14 protein-coding genes are annotated in these 17198 nt (G+C 72.9%); 8 read left to right on the top strand and 6 right to left on the bottom strand.

Annotation, left to right across the window (positions count from 1 at the left end):
- Positions 1-7: 7 nt before the first annotated feature.
- Positions 8-1420 carry a cytochrome ubiquinol oxidase subunit I gene (locus tag ACFY2A_RS12740; protein WP_387171215.1) on the bottom strand — a complete coding sequence of 471 codons (1413 nt, stop codon included), beginning with the start codon at positions 1418-1420 and terminating at the stop codon, positions 8-10.
- A 177-nt stretch (positions 1421-1597) separates the two neighbouring features.
- Here ACFY2A_RS12740 and ACFY2A_RS12735 point away from each other — a divergent pair, with 177 nt between their 5' ends.
- The gene (locus ACFY2A_RS12735; RefSeq protein WP_387171213.1) at positions 1598-2377 is read left to right on the top strand and encodes a lysophospholipid acyltransferase family protein; all 780 of its coding nucleotides are present in this window, start codon (positions 1598-1600) and stop codon (positions 2375-2377) included.
- Between the two features lie 89 nt (positions 2378-2466).
- Here the strand turns inward: ACFY2A_RS12735 and ACFY2A_RS12730 are convergent, their stop codons facing one another.
- The 3 genes from ACFY2A_RS12730 to ACFY2A_RS12720 are packed head-to-tail and all read right to left on the bottom strand — an operon-like array spanning position 2467 to position 5220.
- Positions 2467-2832 carry a hypothetical protein gene (locus ACFY2A_RS12730; RefSeq protein ID WP_387171211.1) on the bottom strand — a complete coding sequence of 122 codons (366 nt, stop codon included), beginning with the start codon at positions 2830-2832 and terminating at the stop codon, positions 2467-2469.
- Entirely contained in the window at positions 2829-4547 is a 1719-nt protein-coding gene (locus tag ACFY2A_RS12725; RefSeq protein ID WP_363920784.1) for a hypothetical protein, read from the bottom strand. Before ACFY2A_RS12725 ends, ACFY2A_RS12730 begins: the two co-directional genes overlap by 4 nt.
- Position 4548: 1 nt before the next feature.
- Positions 4549-5220 (bottom strand): hypothetical protein, encoded by a 672-nt coding sequence (locus tag ACFY2A_RS12720; protein WP_387171209.1) that lies wholly within the window; start codon positions 5218-5220, stop codon positions 4549-4551.
- Positions 5221-5377: 157 nt separating this feature from the next.
- Between ACFY2A_RS12720 and ACFY2A_RS12715 the strand changes: the two genes are divergently transcribed.
- The 7 genes from ACFY2A_RS12715 to ACFY2A_RS12685 all read left to right on the top strand — a co-directional run bounded on the left by ACFY2A_RS12715 (position 5378) and on the right by ACFY2A_RS12685 (position 16054).
- Positions 5378-6148 carry a glycerophosphodiester phosphodiesterase gene (locus ACFY2A_RS12715; protein ID WP_387171207.1) on the top strand — a complete coding sequence of 257 codons (771 nt, stop codon included), beginning with the start codon at positions 5378-5380 and terminating at the stop codon, positions 6146-6148.
- A 21-nt stretch (positions 6149-6169) separates the two neighbouring features.
- Positions 6170-7564, top strand: a complete 1395-nt coding sequence (locus tag ACFY2A_RS12710; RefSeq protein WP_387171205.1) for an MFS transporter — start codon at positions 6170-6172, stop codon at positions 7562-7564.
- Positions 7565-7674: 110 nt separating this feature from the next.
- Positions 7675-8376 (top strand): thymidine kinase, encoded by a 702-nt coding sequence (locus ACFY2A_RS12705; protein WP_387171320.1) that lies wholly within the window; start codon positions 7675-7677, stop codon positions 8374-8376.
- Positions 8377-8503: 127 nt separating this feature from the next.
- Positions 8504-11707, top strand: a complete 3204-nt coding sequence (locus ACFY2A_RS12700; RefSeq protein ID WP_387171203.1) for an FtsX-like permease family protein — start codon at positions 8504-8506, stop codon at positions 11705-11707.
- Positions 11704-14391, top strand: coding sequence for an FtsX-like permease family protein (locus ACFY2A_RS12695; protein ID WP_387171201.1), 2688 nt, complete (start codon positions 11704-11706; stop codon positions 14389-14391). Before ACFY2A_RS12700 ends, ACFY2A_RS12695 begins: the two co-directional genes overlap by 4 nt.
- Positions 14388-15356 carry an ABC transporter ATP-binding protein gene (locus ACFY2A_RS12690; protein ID WP_363920772.1) on the top strand — a complete coding sequence of 323 codons (969 nt, stop codon included), beginning with the start codon at positions 14388-14390 and terminating at the stop codon, positions 15354-15356. The genes ACFY2A_RS12695 and ACFY2A_RS12690 overlap by 4 nt, the downstream gene beginning before the upstream one ends.
- Positions 15353-16054, top strand: a complete 702-nt coding sequence (locus ACFY2A_RS12685) for an ABC transporter ATP-binding protein (RefSeq protein WP_363920770.1) — start codon at positions 15353-15355, stop codon at positions 16052-16054. Before ACFY2A_RS12690 ends, ACFY2A_RS12685 begins: the two co-directional genes overlap by 4 nt.
- Positions 16055-16076: 22 nt before the next feature.
- Here ACFY2A_RS12685 and ACFY2A_RS12680 read toward each other — a convergent pair whose 3' ends face one another.
- A complete protein-coding gene (locus ACFY2A_RS12680) occupies positions 16077-16535 on the bottom strand; it encodes a hypothetical protein (protein ID WP_387171199.1) in 459 nt (152 codons plus the stop codon).
- 99 nt (positions 16536-16634) lie between these two features.
- A complete protein-coding gene (locus tag ACFY2A_RS12675; protein ID WP_363920766.1) occupies positions 16635-17060 on the bottom strand; it encodes an Hsp20/alpha crystallin family protein in 426 nt (141 codons plus the stop codon).
- Positions 17061-17198: the final 138 nt, after the last annotated feature.

Genomic DNA, 17198 nt, shown 5'->3' with positions numbered 1-17198 from the left:
TCCGGGCTCAGTAGGCGAAGGCGAGCGGGCGCTCGGCGTCGTCGGTGTCGTCGGGTTCGGGGACCGGGGTGACGTCGGGTACGCCGGCCTTGGCGTAGCGGATCAGCAGCTTCACCTCGATGACGGCGAGGACGGCGTAGATGAGGGTGAAGGCGGTGAAGGAGGTGAGGACCTCGGTCAGGGAGACGCTGCGGGACACGCCGTCGCGGGTGAGCATCTCGCCGAAGACGATCCAGGGTTGGCGGCCCATCTCGGTGAAGATCCAGCCGAAGGAGTTGGCCAGCAGCGGCAGGATCGGCATGGCCAGGCCGGCGCGCAGCAGCCATTTGCTGGTGGGCGTACGGCCCTTGCGTTGGCTCCAGAGCACCAGCAGGGCGATGGCGGCGGCGGCCAGCCCGAAGCCGATCATCAGTCGGAAGCTCCAGTAGGTGACCGGGATGATCGGGGTGTAGCTGCCGGCGCCGTACTGGGCGCTGTAGAGGGCCTGCAGGTCGTTGATGCCCTGCACGGTGCCGTTGGGGTCGCCGGTGCCGAGGTAGGACAGCAGGTACGGGATCTTGAGGGCGAACAGTTCGCGGCTGCCGTCGAGGCTGCCGATGGTCAGTACGGAGAACGAGGCGGGGCTCTCGGTGGAGTAGAGCCCTTCGGCGGCGGCCATCTTCATCGGCTGCACCTGCGTCATGATCTTGCCTTGGATGTCGCCGGTGATGACGACGACGGTGGCGGCGACCAGGGTGACCCAGGAGCCGAAGCGGGCGGCGAAGCGGTAGGCCGGGGTGTCGGCGCTGTCGCGGTTGCGGATCAGGTGCCACAGGGCGACGGCCACCAGCAGCGACCCGGCGACCAGGAAGGCGCCAGCGATGGTGTGCGGGAAGGTGATCAGGGCGACCTTGTTGGTCAGCACGGCGACGAAGTCGGTCAGCTCGGCGCGGCCGGTCTCCGGGTTGTAGCGGTAGCCGACCGGGTTCTGCATGAACGAGTTCGCGGCGAGGATGAAGTACGCCGACAGGTTGGTGCCGATGGCGGCGGCCCAGATGCTGGCCAGGTGCAGGCGGGCGGGTAGTCGGTCCCAGCCGAAGATCCACAGGCCGATGAAGGTGGATTCGAGGAAGAACGCGACCAGGGCCTCGATGGCCAGGGGTGCGCCGAAGATGTCACCGACGAAGCGGGAGTAGTCGCTCCAGTTCATGCCGAACTGGAACTCCTGCACGATGCCGGTGACCACGCCCATGGCGAAGTTGATCAGGAAGAGTTTGCCGTAGAACTTGGTGAGCTTGAGGTACTTCTCGTCCCCCGTGCGGTGCCAGAGTGTCTGCAGGATGGCGACCAGAACGGACAGGCCGATAGTCAGCGGCACGAAGAGAAAGTGGTAGACGGTGGTGACACCGAACTGCCAGCGGGCGACGTCCAACGCGTCCACCTGCGACCCCCAGGCTATTCATACTACAAGACGTAGTAAATACTACAGCGCGTCGTACGGGGATCGGCAGAGGCGGGCGGCCCGGACCGGACCGGGACCAATGACCCTGCTCACGTCTGCCGTACGGCCCGCCCTGGCCGCCACGCTGCCCGCCCGCCGTGCCACCATGTCCCGCTGATGGAAGCAGCCCACTCCCCCTGGCAGCCGCCGCTGATCTGGCGCGTCGCGCTGCTGCTGGCCCGCGTCGTCGTCGGGATGCTGACCCGGCTGGAGGTCACCGGCGACATCCCGGCCCGGTTGCGCGGCGGGCCGCTGATCCTGGCCGCCAACCACATCAGCCCGTTCGACCCGATCGTGCTCGCCGCGGCCTGCCGGGCCCGCCGGGTGGCGCCCCGGATCATGGCCACCGGTGGGCTGTTCCGGGCACCGCTGATCGGCGCCGCGATGCGCAGCGCCGGGCACATCCGCGTCGACCGGGGCACCAGCGGCGTACACCGGGCCCTGGACGACGCCGCCGCCGCGGTCGCCGCCGCCGCGCCGATCCTGGTCTACCCCGAAGGACGCATCGGTCTCGACCCGGACATGTGGCCCGAACGCGGCAAGACCGGCGCCGCCCGGCTGGCCCTGGCCTGCGGCGCACCCGTCATTCCCGTCGCCCAGTGGGGATCCCACGAGGTGCTGCCCTACCAGGCCCCCCGAGGGATGCTGCGCGGCATCGCTCGGTCCCTGGTGCGTCGTCCCACCGTCCGGGTGCACTTCGGTGACCCGGTGGACCTGGCCGAGGTGCCCCGCGCCGTGCCCGGCGCGGCCCGGTTGGCCACCGACCGGATCATCGACGCGCTCACCGACACCCTCGGCCCGCTGCGGCCGGACGAACCCGCCCGACCCCGCCACGTCGACCCCAGCCGGCCGGTCGACACCAGCCGCGCACACCGGCGCCGCCCCGCCGCCGGCTGAGACCGTCGGGAACCCCGGACCGATCCTCGACGTCGCCGGGCGTCGACCGGGCCCGCCGCAGCCGACGCGAGGCCCCGACGTGGCGGCGCTCAGGTCGCCTGCTGCACCGCCCGCAACACCTCGGTCACGGCCGAGGCCACCGGCACCACCGGGGCGGCCAGCGCCGCCAGGCGCTGCAACAGCGCCGTCACCCGGGCCGGTTCCGGATCCGGGCGCGCCAGGTGGACCCGCAGTTCGGCGGCCACCGCCCGAGCCGGCTCCGGCAACTCGTCACGGTGCCGGTCGAGCGTCTGCACCAGGTGGGCCACCAGCGCCGGCACGTCCACCCCCGGCGCCGTGGCCCACAATCCCCCACCGACCGCGTGCGCTCCCGGACCCACCGCCTGGTTGCCGACCTGGCTCACCCCACCCGACTGCTGAATCCCGAAGTTGACCGAGTTGTCGGACGTGGTCATGACGGCCTCCCGGTGCCGGCTCGACGGCTCGTGCCCTGCGGCGACGGCTGCTCCGTGGTGCTCTGCTGCTCCGCTCGCGCCCCGGCACCCACCGCCTGGTTACCGACGACGCTGAGGCCGCCGGTCTGGATCACACCCTGGTTGAGGATCATGGTTTGCCGGGTGCGGAACTCGGCGGTGTCCACACCCTTGTCCTCCAGGAAGTCGACGATGGCGGCCAGCACGTGACGCTCGACCACCTTGAGATGCTTCGCGGCGTCGAGCACCTGGAAGTAGTTGTGGTAGGTGGTGCCGGTGGCCAACTCCCGCACCCCGGCCCGGGCACCGTAGTCGTAGCCGAGGTCCTCGCGGGCCATCCGGCGCGACCGGGCCTGCCGGATCTGGTGACGCACCACCCGGACGCCGTCTCGTACCAGGCGCACCGGCGCGCCGAAGGCGGTACGCACCAACTGCTCGGCGGCCGCGGTGAACAACTGGACGAACTGACGCACCGGGATCCACTCGGTCAACCGGTCCACGTCGTGGTACTCGATGCGGGGCGGCTCCAGCAACGTCCGGGCACACTCCAGGTAGAGCACCCGACCATCGGTGGAGAAGTGCAGGAACGTGCAGGCCACCACCTCGCCGCCCCAGGACGGCACCAGGGCGCCCAGGAAGTGCCGTGCGGCGCCCTGCGGCCGGCTCGCCACCGCCCGCAGCCGCTCGTCGGACCAGCGTTGCCGGGGCATCCGGGTGCGGTCGGGCAGCAGCTGCGGGTCGTCGGTCAGCAGACCGCCGTGCACGAAGACCCGATCCTCCAACACCAGCCCCGCGAGCCGTTCCGGATTCAGCTCCGGGTCGCCGGCCGGGTCGAGTCGGATCGCCGCCAGCCGCCGCCGCACGTGGTCGATCAGATCCACCACGGCGAACTGTACGGTGGCGTCCGCGTCGTCGTCGGTGACCGGGGGCGACGGTTCGGGCAGTTGCTGTTCGGCCCGGTGGATCGGCAGGGCGAACGACCAGCCGGCCACCGGTGCGCCGTGCCCGACGAACGGGGTGTAGCCGCTGTAGATCGTCACGTTGCCGTGCTGGGCCGTGTCGACCTGGGCCAGGCGTGTCGCGTAGCGCTGCGGCACCGGGCCGGTGTCGGCCGACGTGGGCTGGAAGTGACCGCGCCGCAGCCGCTCCACAAGCAGCTGCCGGGTGCCCAACAGGTGCAGCACGAGGATCAGGTACGCGAGCAGCCCGGCCACCAGCGCCAGCCACGGCAGGCCGATCATCCAGCTGAGCGTGCCGTCCTCGCCGTCGGTGTCGAGACCGGCGAACTGTGCCACCAGCCACAGCGACACCACGGCCGTCGCCGCCATTGCCGCCACCGAGGCCAGCGGGCCGTGCCGGTTGGCCCGGGCCACCGACATGCCGATCGCCAGCACCGCCGCAGCCAGCAGCGTCCACAGCGGTGCCAGCAGCAGGGCCATGCTGCCGGCGATCAGCAGGCCGGCGTCGCGGCGGATGCGTCGCTGGCGTGCCTCCAGGCAGTGCCGCAGCACGGTGGTCAGGTCGAAGCCGACCGAGGGTGCCACCGCCCGCAACTCGTCGTCGAAGACCTCGGACAGGGCCGAGTCGGCGAACGTGTCGTCGGTGTGGGCCGCCACGCACAGGTAGCGGGTCGCCTCACTCGTGGCGTCCGCCGGGCCCGCGGTCGAGACCTCGGGGGTGACCTGCCGGATCACCATGTCAGTTCCCTCCCAGGCCGGGGACGGTCGGTCGGGACCGGTGCCGTCGGGTCGGCACCGCCGCCAGCAGCAGCCCGACGACGAAGCCGCACAGCAGCGCCCGTACCAGTTCGTTGAGCAGTTCCGCACGCATCGCCGACCCGGCGTAGACACCGCTGTCGACGGCCAGGTGCAGCAGGGCGCCGCCAACCATGGCGAGGGCCGCCGCCACCACCGTTGCACCGAGCGTGCCAAAGAACCGGTACGCCCGAGGCGGGGCGGCCCCGGCGGCCAGCCTGCGCAGCAGCACCAGCACGATCAGGACGAACAGCGCCACCTGGGCGGTGCGGGCGAGCTGGTAGCTGGACAGCGTCTCGGGGCCGTCGGCGCTGCCCCAGCGCAGCCAGGACAGCCCGACCAGCATCGCGTCGACCACGGTCGTGAGGATCCCGGCCGGACCGTCGACCCGGGGCAGGTTGACGCTCAGCTCCCGCAGCACCTCGTATCCCCAGGGGCTGCCGGCGACAAGCGTCGTCACCAGCAGCGCCCCGAAACCGGTCGGGAGGTGACGGGTCGCCGGGCGGCGTGGCGGCGCAACGCGCCCGGGCAGCGGGTGCACCGTACGGATGGTCAACACCGCCGACGTCGAGGGCGGGTCGTCGCGTCGCGGTGCGGGATTCGTCCACGCCATCACCGGGGCATTCTCACCATCGCCGAGCGGGCGGGGAAGACTACTGTCCGGCATCTGGCAGTCACCGGCGGGTACGAGGTGGTGCGTGGACGACCGGACGAACCCGGCTCGCCGCCGGCCCGCCACCGGGCGGTCACCGGGGCCAGGCATACTGCGCCGCGTGCCAACGACCGCCCACCCCTACCTCGACGCACCCGCCCCACTGGCCTTCGCCCACCGCGGCGGCGCCGCCGACGGCGACGAGAACACCACCGCCGCCTTCGCCCGGGCGGTCGAGCTGGGCTACCGGTACGTGGAGACCGACGTGCACGGCACCGCCGACGGGGTGGCCGTGGTGTTCCACGACGACACCCTGGAACGGGTCACCGGGCAGCGTGGCCGGGTGGGCGCGATGCGCTGGGCCGACCTGGCCACGGTGCGCGTCGGCGGTTCCGCCGTGGTGCCGCGCCTCGACGAGGTGCTCGGCGCGTGGCCGCAGGTGCGGTTCAACATCGACGTCAAGTCCGACCAGGGGGTGGCCCCCACGGTGGCCACGGTCGACCGGGCCGGCGCCGGCGGGCGGGTGCTGCTGGCCTCGTTCAGTGACGCCCGGCTGACCCGGCTGCGGGCGTTGACCGGCGGGCGGGTCGCCACCAGCCTCGGGGTACGCGGGGTGGCCCGGCTGCGGTGGGCCTCGTGGACCGGGCGGCCGCTGCGGCTGCCGCCGTCGGTGGTGGCCGCGCAGGTGCCGGTGCGCTACGGGCGGGTGCCGGTGGTCGACAGTCGTTTCCTGCGCACGGCCCACCGGCTCGGCCTGCAGGTGCACGTCTGGACGATCGACGAACCTGCCGAGATGCACGAGTTACTTGATCTTGGGGTTGATGGCATCATGACCGACCACGTCGGCGTGCTGCGCGACGTCTACCGCAGCCGCGGCCACTGGGCCGCCTGAACACCTGGGCGGAGGACCCCCATGGCCGAGACGGTCACCCCGGCGGCGCAGGATATCCCACCACCGAGAAGCACCCGACGCGAGCGCACCGGCTGGTACTTCTACGACTGGGCGAACTCGGCCTTCCAGACCACCGTCATCACGGTCTTCCTCGGGCCGTACCTGACCAGCGTCGCCAAGCTCGCCGCCGGCTGCGAACCCGGTGCCGACAACTGCACCGGCTACGTCTATCCGCTGGGCATCAAGGTGGCCACCGGGTCGTTCTACCCGTACACGATCTCGCTGTCGGTGCTGCTGACCGTCTTCGTGCTGCCGGTGATCGGGGCCGTGGCCGACCGGTCGCTGCACAAGAAGCGGCTGCTGGCCGCCAGCGCGTTCACCGGCGCGTTCGCCACCACCGCGATGGTCTTCGTCACCGGCGACCGGTACCTGCTCGGCGGCGTGCTGCTGCTGATCGCCAACATCGCCTTCGGGGCGTCGATCGTGGTGTACAACTCGTTCCTACCGCAGCTCGGCGGGCCGGACGAACGCGACGGCATCTCCAGCAGAGGTTGGGCGCTGGGTTACCTCGGTGGCGGTCTGCTGCTGGGGTTGAACCTGGTCGTGGTGCAGTCGTTCGACAACGGCACCGCCGAACGCACCCTGGATATGGCCCGCTGGTCCATCGTCTCGGCCGGGCTGTGGTGGGCGGCGTTCACTCTGGTGCCGCTGCGCTGGCTGCGGGAGCACCCGACCGCCGCCGCGCTGGCCGCCGGTGGCCGCGGCAACGTGCTCACCGACGGGTTCCGGCAACTCGGGCGCACCCTGCGGGGGATGAAGGCGTACCCGCTGACGCTGTTCTTCCTGCTGGCGTTCCTGGTCTACAACGACGGCATCCAGACCGTCATCACGCTGGCCAGCGTGTACGGCACCGAGGAACTACGGCTGGGGCAGAGCACCTTGATCGTGACGATCCTGCTGGTCCAGTTCCTGGCCTTCGGCGGCGCGTTGGCCCTCGGCGCGCTGGCCGGTCGGATCGGGGCGTGGAAGACGGTGCTGCTGAGCCTGGTGCTGTGGACCGGGGTGATTGTCGCGGCGTTCCGGTTGCCCGCCGAGGCGCCGCTGCCGTTCATGGTGCTCGGCGCGGCCATCGGCCTGGTCCTGGGCGGCAGTCAGGCGCTGAGCCGGTCCCTGTTCAGCCAGCTGATTCCCGCCGGCAAGGAGGGCGAGTACTACGGCTTCTACGAGATCAGCGACAAGGGCACCAGCTGGCTCGGACCAGCGGCGTTCGGGCTGGTGTTCCAGCTCACCAACTCGTACCGGGTCGGCCTGGTCTCGCTGCTGATCTTCTTCGTGGTCGGCTTCCTGCTGCTGCTGGCGGTGCCCATCCGGCGGGCCATCGTCGCCGCCGGCAACACCCCGCCCCGGGTGCTCTGACCGGGCGACGGTGCGATGATCGACACCCCGGCCGGGTCGACCGCGCGGCCCGGCGACGCACCGCACTAGGCTGCCGGTCCGTGACGACCGACGACGCCGTACCGACCTGCCTGGCCCGCCCGACACTGCCCGGTACGGGCGACAACCCGGCCGGGTGTGTCGCCGCCCGTGGCGTCGACGGGCGACCGGCGCACGCCGCCGCGCTGCGGTTCTACTGGGGACCGATGGACTGCGGCAAGTCCACGATGGCGCTGCAGATGAACTACAACCATGCCCGGCAGGGCCGCCGGGGACTGGTCACCACCCGCATCGACCGCTCACTCGGCCCGCAGGTGACCACCCGCATCGGGCTGGCCCACGAGGCCATCGAGGTGACCGACTCGCTGGACCTGCGCACCCTGGTACGCGACGCCTGGGCCGACGGGGTGCGGGTGGACTACCTGATCTGCGACGAGGCCAGCTTCTACGCGGTCGAACACGTGGAGCAGATGGCCGACCTGGTCGACAGCTACGACGTCGACGTGTACGCCTTCGGCCTGGCCACCGACTTCCGCTCCAGCCTGTTCCCGGCGGCGCGGCGGCTGTTCGAGCTGGCCGACTCGGTGGCCCGGATCCAGGTCGAGGTGCTCTGCTGGTGCGGCCGCGAGGGCCTGCTCAACGCCCGCGTCGCCGACGGGCGGGTGGCCCGCGAGGGCGCGCAGGTCGTCATCGGCGACACCGTCGACACCGCCGACGTGCGGTACCAGGTGCTCTGCCGGCGGCATCACCGCGCCGGTGACCTGGGCCCCCGCAGCACCGCGCCCGGCACCTGAGCACACGCCCCTGGATAACGAAACGATCACCGCTGCGAACCTTTCCCGGGACCCGGCCCCTTCTGGTGCATGACGGGAGCATCCAGGGGGCCGCACCGGCCCGCGAACCGGCGGGGGTAAAGGACACATGAGGTTCGCGTTGCGGCGTGCCCGGGCCACGAAGGGCCTGCTGCTGGCCGCCGTCGGGGCGGCGCTGGTGGCCACCGTCGCGCTCACCGGCCTGGCCGCGTACAACCGGGACGTCGTCGACTCCGGCACCCGCAACGTGCTGGCGGCGGCCACCGCCGAGGAACGCTCGATCCTGGTACGCGCTTCCGCCGGACGCACCGATGCGGTGCTGCGGGACCGTGACGGCGCGTTGCGGGAGCGGGTCGCCGCCGACCTGGCCGGCCTGCCGGCCCGGGTGAGCACCGCCGGGTACGCGGCCGGTCGACAACTGCGCGGCGACACCGGTGACGCCGTCGCCGACCGTAGCGGGGCCACCTACGCGTCGGTGATGTTCCTCGACGATCTGCCCGCGCACGCCCGGTTGACCTCGGGGGCGTGGCCGCAGACCGGGGCCGATCCGGTGCAGACCGCGATCGCCGAGGTGGCGGCGACGACGTTGCGGGTGGGCGTCGGCGACCGCATCCCGATCACCGACGGGCTCAGCGGGCAGGTCACCGAGGTCGTCGTGACGGGCGTGTTCACCCCCGTCGATCCAGATGCCGCGTACTGGCGGCTGGCGCCGGAGACGGCGACCGGTTCGCTGCCGCAGGCGGCCACCTACGGGCCGATGACGGTGACCCGGGACGACTTCGTCACCCACTTCCTGGCCAACGCCTCCGCCGGCTGGCTGGTCGAGCCGGATCTGGCCGGGGTCGGCCCGACCGCCCTGGACCGGCTGGCCGAGGCAGCCACCCGGATCACCACGAGCAGCTCGGCGCAGGCCGGCCTCGGCGATTCGGCGGTGGTCACCGGTGACCTGGTGGACCTGGTGCACCGGCTGCGACAGGCCACCCTCGTCGGCCGGTCCGCCCTGGTGACCCCGATGCTGCTGGTGGTGGTGCTCGGCGGGTACGCGCTGCTGCTCGTGGCGATCCTGCTCACCGAGCACCGGCGGGGTGAGACCGCGCTGCTGCGGGCCCGGGGCGCCGCCCGCTGGCAGCTGGCCGGGCTGACCGCCCGGGAGGCCGCGCTGGTCGTCCTGCCGGCCGTGGTCCTGGCCCCACCGCTCGTCGTGGAGCTGCTGGGGCTGGCCGACCGGCTGCCCGGACTCGCCGCCGTCTCGCTACGGTCCGACCTGTGGGCCGACCCGACGGTGTGGCTGGTGGCCGGGCTCGCGGCAGCCGGCTGCGCGGCGGCGATGATCGGCCCGAGTCTGCGCCGGGGCGACAGTTACGTCGCCGACCTGGCCAGCCGCTCCCGTCCGAGCCGGCGGGGCATGGTGCAGCGGGCCGGGTTGGACGTCGTGCTCGTCGGCCTGGCCCTGCTCAGCTGGTACCAGCTGAGCAGGTACTCGTCCCCGCTGTCCCGGGCGCGCGGCGGTGAGCTGGGCGTCGATCCGCTGCTGGCGGCCGCGCCGACGCTCGGTGTGCTGGCCGGGGCGGTGCTCGCGCTGCGGCTGCTGCCGCCGCTGGTGCGGCTGACGGAACGCTGGGTGGACCGCCGGCCGTGGACCGGCGTCATGCTCGGCACCTGGCAGGCGGGCCGGCGTCCGCACGCCGGTCCGGTGCTGCTGCTCGCCCTCGCCGTGGCGGTCGGCACCCTGGCCTGGTCGCTCGCCGGGACGTCGCAACGTTCCCTCGACGACCAGGCCGCCCACCGGGTCGGTGCCGACCTGCGGTTGACCGAGGCCACCGGTGCCGCCCCCGACGGCCGCGCCGACCAGCTCGCCACCCTGCCGGGGACCCGGGCGGTCCTGCCGGCCTGGCGGGAGCCGGTGCGGCTCGGTGCCGGCGCCGAACCGGCCACCATGGTGGCGGTCGACGCCGGTGCCGCGGACGAAGTGCTGCGGCTGCGGTCCGACCTGGCCGGCGGATCCACCGACCGGCTGCTCGGTGGCCTCGCGGACGCGCGGGTGCAGGCACCGGAGACGGTGTTGCCGGTGGGCACCCGGCGGCTGACCGGCCAGCTGCGCACCTGGGGCGACGTCGACGACGGCCTGCGCATCCGCCACGAGGTGGTGCTCAGCGACACCCGGGGCGAACACCGCCGGGTGGCCCTGGGTTCCACCGGCCGGGGTGGTGAGCCGCTGCGGTTCTCCGTCGAGCTGCCGGCCGGCGACGGGCCGTGGCGGCTTGCCGGCTTCACCGCCGAGACCCTCGGCGGCCCACGGCTGAGCCTCGACTGGCGGTTGTCGAACCTGCGGGCCAGCCCGGACTCCACCACCGGCACACCGGTGGACCTGGCCGCGGACGGGCCGTGGCAGCTGGTCGACCGCGCCGGCACGGCCACCGCGTCGAGGGTTTCCGGCACCACCCTGGCCGGTCGCTACGAACGTGACATACCGGCGGGCTGGTTCGCCCGGAACACCCCGGTGCAGCTGGCCGTCACCCGTCCGACCGGTACGGACCGGGTGCCGGTGGTCGCCACCGGTGCGGCACTGGACATGCTGCACGTCGGCGTCGGTGCGCAGACCCGGCTGTTCCTGGGTGGTGCCGAGGTCGACGTCGTCCTGGTGGACCGGGTCGCGGCGCTGCCCGGTGACGTCGAGGACGCCGCGTTGCTTGTCGATCTGCCGTCGCTGCGTACCCGACTGTTCCACGAGCGTGGCATCGTCCGCGCGCCCCAGGAGTGGTGGGTCGCCGCCCGGACCGGTGCGGCGGCACAGGTCGCCGGGGCCGCCGCCGCGCTCGATGACCTGACCGTCCTGGATCGCCAGGACGTCGCCGACGAGCTGGCTCGCGACCCGTTCGGGGTGGGTGCCCGTGGTGCGCTGTTCGTCGCCGCCCTCGCCGCGGTGCTGCTGGCCGCGGTGGGGGCGGCCGTGGACGTCAGCGCCACGGCACGGCGCCGGGCCAGGGAACTGGCGGTGCTGCACACCCTCGGCGCGGGTCACCGGCTGGTGGCCCGGTCGCTGCTGGCCGAGCAGTCGTTCCTCGCCGGCATGGGTGTGCTGGTGGGGTTGGCCGTGGGCATCGGTGTGGCGGCGACGATGGCCCCGCTGGTCATCCTGACCCCGTCGGCGGACCGCCCCGATCCCCCGCCGCTGCTGAACGTCGACTGGCCACCGGTGCTGGGTACCGCCGTCGGACTGCTGGCGTTGGCCCTGGCGTTCAGCGCCGCGGTGTCGGTAAGCGTCCGACGCCGGCTCACCGCCGCGCACCTGCGCACCGGGGAGGACCAGTGAGAGTGAACCTGAGGCGGATCAGGGCGTACGGCGGGCAGGTGGGGCTGCTGGCGGTGCTGGGGTTGGTGGCGGCACTGCTGCTGACCGCCGCGCCCCGACTGACCGGGGAGTACGCCGATCGGGGGTTGCGCGCGGACGTGGCCCGGCTGCCGCACCTGGTTCGTGACGTGTCACTCGCCGGGCAGCGGCCGGCGCCCGTCGCCGATGGGCAGGCCGACCTGGACCGTTACGCCGCCGAGCTGCCGGCGCCGCTGCCGGACCTGGTGCACCGGCGGTGGTACGCGGCGTCGCTGGATGAGGAGCAACTGTTCGCCGTCGGCGACGAGCCGCCGATGGACGGCGGCGCCCGGAAGATGTTCGGGCTGCGCGCCCAGACCGACGTCGTGGAGGCGGCCGAGCTGACCGCGGGTCGCTGGCCCCGCACCCGCCCGGGCGGTCCGGCGGAGGTGGTGGTGTCGGGGTCGGTGGCCGAGACGCTGTCGTTGCGTGCCGGTCAGCGGCTGCGGTTCGCCGGGCGCGATGGTCAGGCGGACGCGCACATCGTCGGGGTGTTCGAGCCGCGCGACGCCGGTGACCCGGTCTGGGACGACCTGGGCTACGCCCTGGAGCCGGTGGTCCCGGTGCTGGACGGTGAGCCGTACGTCGTGGCGGGGGTGACCGACTGGGTCGGGGTGGACGTCGTCTCCGCCGGCAGTGGTGTCCCCGCAATCAGCGGTTGGCGGTATCGCCTCGACGAGCGGCGGCTGCACGCGCAGACGCTGGAGTCGGTGACGGCGGCGGTGGCCGAGGCCCGCCGCATGTCGTGGAGTTCGCAGGCGACCGTGCAGACGTCGTTGGACGGCGCGCTGTCGCGGTTCGCCGGTCAGTTGCGCGCCGTGCAGGCCCTGCTCGCGGTGGTGCAGGCGGGACTGGTCGCCAGCCTGCTCGGGTTGATCGTGCTGGCGGCGCGGTTGACGGTGCTGCGGCGACGTGACGAGTTCGCGTTGCTGCGGGCCCGGGGCGCCGCCCTGACCGCCATCGGGCTGCGTACCCTGGCCGAGTCCGCGCCGGTGCAGCCGCTGGCGGTGCTTGTCGGTTGGTTCGTCGGCAGCCGGGTGCCGGGTCGCGACGGGGCGTTTCCGTGGTTGGTGCTGGCGCTGGCGGTGCTCACCACCGCCGTGGTGCCGGTGTTGGCGATGCACTCGCAGCGGCGGGTCGCGGTGGTGACCGGACGCGCCGATGCCGCGTGGCGACGCCCGTCGGCCCGGCGGCTGACCGTCGAGGCGGCCGTGCTGCTGCTGGCCGTGCTCGGGGTGGTGTTGCTGCGCCGCCGTGGTCTCGATCCGGGTGCCGGTGTCGACGCGTACCTCAGTTCGGTGCCGGTGCTGGTCGCGGTCGCCGCGGCGCTGGTGGCGGTGCGGCTGTTGCCGTGGCCGCTGCGGGCGGCCGGTCGGCTGGCCGCGCGGGCCCGGGGCGCGGTGCTGTTCCTCGGTGTCGCCCGCGCCGGACGGGGTGCGCCGGTGGCGTTGGGTCCGTTGGCGGTGCTTATCGTCGCGGTCAGCACCGGAGTCTTCGGCGGGGTGGTCACCACCACCGTCGCGGCGGCCCGGGACCGGGCGGCCACGTTGACGGTGCCGGCGGACGCCTGGCTGACCGGGTACACCTTCTCCCCCGACGCCGGGGACGCGTTGACCGGGGTGTCCGGGGTGACGGCGGTGGCCCGGGTGTGGGTGGACTCGAATCGGCGGCTGGTGCCGGACGCGGGGTTGCCGTCGCGGCAGATCGGCACGGCCCGGGTGCTGGTGGTGGACGGCCCGGCCTTCGCGGAGGTGGTGGCGCACAGCGGTGTCGAGGTGGACGTGCCGGCCGCTCTGCGGGCTGCCGCCCGGGGTGACGGGCCGGTGCCGGCGGTGGTGTCGTCGGAGGTGGCCACGGAAATCGGTGACCGGGCCGCCGTCGACGTGCAGGGCCGGTTGTACGAGTTCCGGGTCGCCGAGGTGACCGACGCCTTCCCGGGCGTGGGGTTGGGCACCGAGCGGTTCGTGGTGCTGCCGTGGCAGGCGCTGCCCGAGTACGAGTACACGCCGATCATCCCGAACCGGTATCTGGTCGCCGGTGACGACATCGATGAGGCGCAGTTGTTGGGGGTGGCCGACGACGCGCAGCGGCGGCGGCAGTCGGCGGTGCTCGGTGCGGCGGTGACGCGTACGCAGATGCCGGCGGCCCTGGACACCTGGCGGGCGTACCGCGCGGACCTGGACCGGACCGGAGCCAACGACGTACTGACCCTGGCGTTCACCGCCGGCGCGGTCGGGGGCACCGCGCTGGCGGTGCTCGCCGTCGGGTTCTCGGTGGTGGCCGACGCGGCGGGGCGGGGGCGGATGCTGTCCCGGTTGCGCACCCTGGGCCTGTCCGTCGGCCGTGGCCGGCGGCTGCTGGTGTACGAGCTGGTGCCGTTGGTCCTGGTCGCGGCGTTGACCGGGGCGGCGGTGGGGGTGGCCCTGCCCCGGATCCTGGGGCCGACCCTCGGGCTGTCCGCGTTCGTGCCCGGCGTGCCGGTCCGCGATCACCTGGATCCGCTGGTCCTGGCCTCGGTGTTGGGGCTGGTGGTGCTGGGGCTGGTGACCGGGCTGGCGGTGGAGAACCTGTGGAACCGACGGATGCGCCTCGGTGAGGTGCTGCGTCTAGGAGAGGAGAACCCGTGACGGTGGTGTCGGAGGTTCCGGACCTGGCGACGTTGCAACGGCGTGCGGCGGAGCGGGCCGCCGCACGGGCCGGTGGCACGGATCGCCTGCGGGGGCACATCGTCTGCGACGGGCTGGTGCGCATCTTCACCAGCGAGGGGGTGGAGGTCGTCGCGTTGCAGGGCCTCGACCTGGTCGTGGACCGTGGTGAGCTGCTGGCCATCGTGGGCGCGTCGGGTTCCGGCAAGTCGACGGTGTTGAACATCCTGTCCGGGCTGGACACGCCGACCGCGGGGATCGCCCGGGTGGCCGGTTACGACCTGCTGACCATGTCGGCCGCCAAGCGGTTGCGGTACCGGCGGCACACTGTCGGGTTCGTGTGGCAGCAGACCGCACGCAACCTGCTGCCGTACCTGACCGCGCGGGAGAACGTGGAGCTGCCGATGCGGCTGGCGCGCCGGGGTGGCCGGGCCGCTCGGCGGCGGGCGGCGGAACTGCTGGAGATGGTCGGCGTCGGCTACTGCGCCGACCGTCGACCGGGGCAGATGAGCGGCGGCGAGCAGCAGCGCTGCGCCGTCGCGGTGGCGGTGGCCAACGACCCGGAGGTGCTCTTCGCCGACGAGCCGACCGGTGAGCTGGACGAGGCGACGGCCGGTGAGGTTTTCGCCGCGCTGCGCACCATCAATGCCGAACTGGGGGTGACCGTGGTGGTGGTGACCCATGACCCGCAGGTCGCCTCGCAGGTGCGACGTACCGTGTCGATCCGCGACGGCCGTACCGCCTCGGAGGTGCACCGCACCGCGCGGATCGGGGCCGACGGCGTCGAGGAGTTGGTGACCGAGGAGTACGCGGTGTTGGACCGGGCCGGGCGGATGCAGCTTCCGGCGGGTTTCGTCGACGCGTTGGCGCTGCGGGACCGGGTGCGGTTGACCCTGGAGCCGGACCACGTGCAGGTCCGTTCCGGCGACGAGAGGAGCGCGCGGTGAGCGAGCAGGATCTGATCCGGGTCGACGGGCTCAGCCGCGACTACGGCGGTGGTGACCGGGTGGTCCACGCGGTGCGGGACGTCTCGTTGCGCGCCGGCCGCGGTGAGCTGGTCGCGGTGCGGGGTCGTTCCGGGGCGGGCAAGACCACCCTGCTGAACCTGATCGGTGGGCTGGACCGGCCCACCTCGGGGCGGGTGTGGGTGGCCGGCCAGGAGGTCACCGCGGCCAGCGAGAAGGAGCTGCTGCGGTTGCGTCGGGACACCATCGGTTTCGTGTTCCAGTCCTTCGGGCTGATTCCGATCCTGTCCGCGGCGGAGAACGTGGGGGTGCCGATGCGGCTGGCGAAGGTACCGGCCGCGCAACGTGAAGAGCGGGTGTCGGTGCTGCTGGAACTGGTCGGGTTGGGTGGTCACGCGGCGCAGCGGCCGTACGAGATGTCCGGTGGGCAGCAGCAGCGGGTGGCGATCGCCCGGGCGTTGGCAAACGATCCGGCGCTGCTGATCGCCGACGAGCCGACCGGCCAGTTGGACTCGGAGACCGGCCGGGCGGTGATGGACCTGCTGCGGGCGCTGGTGCATGCCCGGGGCATGACCGCGCTGGTCGCCACGCACGACCCGACGCTTGTGGAGTTGGCCGACCGGGTGCTGGTGCTGCGCGACGGTCGGCTGGTCGAGGCGGCCGAGCCGGCCCGGGTGTGACCGCGCTGGACGGGGTGCCCGGTCAGTACGGGTCGCCGCAGACCCGCCATCCGCCGTCTTCCCGCACCACCGACAGGTCCCGCTGTTCGGTGCTGCCGCTGTCGCGGGTCAGCAGTACGGTGACCTTGCCGTGTGGTCGGCCGCCGCGGGTGGCCACGGACACGTCCACGATTTCGTAGTCGCGCACCACCGGCGGGGTGCGTACCCAGCTGGTGAAGCCGATTTCGCTCCACCGGGTGCGCGCGTCGGCGCAGAGCCGCTCGTACGCGCTGCCGGTGTCGCCCGCGGTGACCTCGCGCAGGAACCCCTCGGCGGTCTCCCGGACCGGGGCGGCGGCCTGGGTGACCAGTTGCAGGTTCCAGGCACCCAGACCGGCGACCCCGACGCAGCACAGCGCCACCCCCGCTCCGGCGACGGCGAGGCCGGTCCGCATCGGATGGCGTCGCCGGGCCGGTCTGCTCCACGGCTGCACAGCCCCCACACCACTCGACGGTAGAGAATCGGCCGCCGCGGCGGGCGGAAAGTGGGCGTGGCCGCACGGGACCGCGTCCCGTCCGGCCACGCCGGGGTAGGTCGGTGCTCAGGCCTTGATCTCCTTGCGGCCGTTGCCGGTCGCGCTGATGGTGACCCGGCGGGGCTTGGCCCGCTCGGCCACCGGGATCCGCAGCGTCAACACGCCGTTGTCGTAGCCGGCTTCGAGCTTGTCGGTGTCGAGGGTGTCGCCGAGGAAGAGTTGGCGGTTGAAGACGCCCATCGGACGCTCGGCGGCGACCAGTTCGACGTTGTCACCGGCGGGGCGGCGACGTTCGGCGCGGACGGTCAGCACGTTGCGCTGCACGGTGCATTCGATGCTCTCCGGGTCGACTCCGGGCAGGTCGAAGGCGGCGTAGAAGTGGTCGCCGTCGCGGTAGGCGTCCATGTGCATGACGGCCGGGCGGCTGGTGCTGCCGAAGAACTGCTCGGCGAGCCGGTCGATCTCACGGAACGGGTCGGTGCGCATCAACATCGGGTACCTCCTCGGTTCTCCTGGCCGAAGGTCCTTAGTTGAGTCTGTGCGACTCAACTTCCGCTTCCTTATTAGCGCGCCCGCACGCGTGTCGTCAAGTCGGCCGGTCGTGCCCTACCGACCTGGCGGGCACGGGCG

It is taken from the genome of Micromonospora sp. NPDC000442, assembly GCF_042898635.1.
Lineage (GTDB): Bacteria > Actinomycetota > Actinomycetes > Mycobacteriales > Micromonosporaceae > Micromonospora.
This window is presented reverse-complemented; position numbering and strand designations above follow the sequence as displayed.